Raw genomic sequence first — 2,793 nt, 5'->3', positions numbered from 1 at the left:
CGCCCGAGCACGTCAAGGCGACGCTGGGCGCCGGCCAACTGGCGCGCTTCACCGGGCTGCCTTGGCGGTCCGGCGGCGGCAGTGCGGCCAACATCTCCGACGCACAGGCCGCGCACGAGACGCAGTTCGCGCTGTGGGGCTCGGTGCTGGCCGGGGCGACGATGTGCATCCATGCTGCCGGCTGGCTGGAGGGCGGCCTCAGTGTCTCCTTCGAGAAACTGATCACCGACATCGAGGCGCTGCAGACGGTGGCTGAACTTTGTGCTGCGACGCCCGGCGACACCGACACGATTGGTTTCGAAGCTATCGCCGAGGTGCAGCCGGGCGGGCATTTCTTCTCGGCCGGCCACACCATGGCGCGCTATCGCACCGCCTTCTATGAACCGCTGGTGGCCGACTGGTCGAATTTCGGCAACTGGACGCAAAGCGGCTCGAAGACGGCGAGCGAGCGCGCCACCGGCGTCTGGAGGCGGGTGCTTGCCGATTTCGCGCCGCCGACCTCGGCCGTCGCCACATCAGGCGTGCTGGACGAGTTCATCGCGCGGCGCACGGCAGAGGGCGGAGCAGCGCCGGTGTCTTGAGGCTGGCTCCCGCTGATCGCCCTGGTTGTGGCGTGATCCGGAACCTATAGCGCCTCCCGCGCATTCAAGGCTGCGGCCGGTGCACTGCGCACCGGTGTGCTGTTTGAGGGGAGGACGACATGGGTTTCGACCAGTATCACGAACCGCCTGAAGAACTGTCGCAGGAGGTGCGGACCTTTGCCCGCATGATCACCTCGCTGATCGAGGAGGCGGAAGCGATCAGCTGGTACGAACAGCGCATGTCGGTGGAGAAGGACCCGCAGGCGCGCGCCATCATGAAGAACGCGCAGGGCGAGGAGTTCAAGCATTTCGGCATGGATCTCGAATTCCTGCTGCGCCAGAAGAAGGACTGGCGCGCGGAACTGAAGGAAATCCTGTTCACCACGGGCGACATCGTCAAGGCCGGGGAGCGGGGCGAGAAGAAGGTGGACTAGGGTATGTCGATATTCAGGTGAGGCCGGCCTGCAAACGACGGCTTTCTGCGCTTCCGGTGCTCACGGACCCGAATGTCCGCTCCGCTCCGGTTCTCAAAAGCCATCATTTTCGGCTCGGCCTGACCTGAATCTCAACACACCCTGGCTCAGCGTTTGACAAATTCGCCAGGTCCTGCTGCTGCGATTAATCGCTGTCGCGCGCGACCAGTTCCAGCGGCCAGACCTCGCGGATGATCCGCGGACCCTCCGGGCCGGCGAAGGCGGGAAGCGACGCCAGCAGCATTTCCGCGAGCCGTTGTCCCATCGGCTCCAGCGCCGGGCGGAAGGCGGTCAGGGCTGGCGAGAAATAGCGGCAGAGCGGCGTGTCGACGATGACGGTCACTGCCATGTCGTGACCCGGCCTGATACCCATCTCTGCCAGCGCCTTGCAGCCGCCCAGCGCCATCGCGTCATTGTTGAAGATGATGGCGGTCGGCGGAGCCTTGGAGCGCATCACCTGCGGCGTCACCCCGTAGCCGCCGGCCTCGTTGATGAAGCCGGACGCGATCAGCTCGGGGTCTACCTCGATGCCGTGCCGCCGCAAGGCCTTGCGATAGCCGACCAAAAACAGATAGCCGAAATTAAGGTCGAGCGACGGGCGGACGGCGGCGATGCGGCGGTGGCCGCGCGCCACGAGGCGGTCGACCGCGTCGGCGCCGGCCTTCTCGAAATCGAGGTCGAGGGAAGGGTAGGACTTGGTTCCGGAGCGGCTGCGGCCGAGCGTGGCGAAGGGAAAGCCGGCCTGGGTGAGATAGTCGATGCGTTCATCCTCGCGCCGCGTCCAGGCCAGCAGCACCGCATCGGCGCGGCGCGTCTCGACGACGCGGCGCAGGCGCTCCTGCTGGTAGTCGCCCGGCGCGCCCATGACCACGGTCAGGTCGAGCCCGCTTTCCGCAAGCCTGGCCTGCAGCCCGATCAGGAACGGAATGAAGAACGGCTCGCCATATTGCTGGTCGCCCGGATGCGGCTGCAGCATGAAGGCGATCGAATGGGTGGCGCCTTGCCGCAGACTGCGGCCGGACTGGTTCGGCGAATAGTTGAGCGTCCTGGCCGCCTCGAGCACGCGCTGGCGCGTGTCGGCATTGACGTCGGCGCGGCCGTTCAGCGCCCGCGACACCGTGCCGATCGAAATGTTCAGGTGACGGGCAAGGTCATGAATGCTGGATGCCAAGTGACTGTACTCCCCTTGCTTGGCTAGCACCGGTAGCCGCTCAGGCCAAGGCGACAGGACGATTTTCACGAGCGGCCAATTGACATTCTACGCCTTCGGGTGTGTTCTCGTAAACGTTTACGGAAAAACGTTTACGGTCATGCCGTGGATGCCGTGACGATCGGTCTGGAGGGACCGAGCGGAGGAGGAGCGCCGGATGATCAATGCCGTCCTGGTCGGCTGCGGAGCGATGAGCAAGGCCTGGCTCGATGCCGCGCAGCAAGTCAACGGGCTCGCCATTGTCGGCCTTGTGGATCTCGATGCCGACAGGGCACGGGCGCGGGCGCACGAATACGGCCTCACCAATGCCGTCATCGGCAGCAGCCTCGATGCCGTCCTCGATCAGATCAAACCGCAAGCGGTGTTCGATGTCGTGGTTCCCGCCGCCCGGCGCGCGGTCGCGCTGTCCGCCTTTGCGCACAATTGCCATCTGCTGACGGAAAAGCCGCTCGCCGACAGTCCGGAAAATGCGCGCGCCATCGTCGAGGCCGCGCGCCGCGCCGGGCGCATCCATGCGGTCGTGCAGAAC

General features: G+C 65.7%; 4 protein-coding genes. 3 read left to right on the top strand and 1 reads right to left on the bottom strand.

Annotation, left to right across the window (positions count from 1 at the left end; translation table 11 throughout):
* Positions 1-581 (top strand): trimethylamine methyltransferase family protein (locus ENZ74_RS27935; RefSeq protein WP_206522341.1); only part of this gene is annotated, 581 nt, incomplete at its 5' end.
* A gap of 119 nt (positions 582-700) precedes the next feature.
* Complete coding sequence (locus ENZ74_RS27930; protein WP_013530988.1) at positions 701-1,015, top strand: hypothetical protein; 315 nt, start codon at positions 701-703, stop codon at positions 1,013-1,015.
* A 184-nt stretch (positions 1,016-1,199) separates the two neighbouring features.
* On the opposite strand, the gene ENZ74_RS27925 is transcribed toward ENZ74_RS27930, so the two are convergent.
* The gene (locus ENZ74_RS27925) at positions 1,200-2,225 is read right to left on the bottom strand and encodes a LacI family DNA-binding transcriptional regulator (RefSeq protein WP_063168292.1); all 1,026 of its coding nucleotides are present in this window, start codon (positions 2,223-2,225) and stop codon (positions 1,200-1,202) included.
* 196 nt (positions 2,226-2,421) lie between these two features.
* On the opposite strand from ENZ74_RS27925, the gene ENZ74_RS27920 reads away from it, so the two are divergent.
* A partial coding sequence (locus ENZ74_RS27920) for a Gfo/Idh/MocA family oxidoreductase (RefSeq protein WP_164761260.1) occupies positions 2,422-2,793 on the top strand: 372 nt, incomplete at its 3' end.

Source organism: Mesorhizobium sp. M7A.F.Ca.CA.002.15.2.1 (assembly GCF_003998715.1).
GTDB lineage: Bacteria > Pseudomonadota > Alphaproteobacteria > Rhizobiales > Rhizobiaceae > Mesorhizobium > Mesorhizobium ciceri.
This window is presented reverse-complemented; position numbering and strand designations above follow the sequence as displayed.

Excerpts from the sequence above, each read along its gene's own strand:
- ENZ74_RS27930 (WP_013530988.1), top strand. The coding sequence starts at position 701 with ATGGGTTTCGACCAGTATCACGAACCGCCTGAAGAACTGTCGCAGGAG.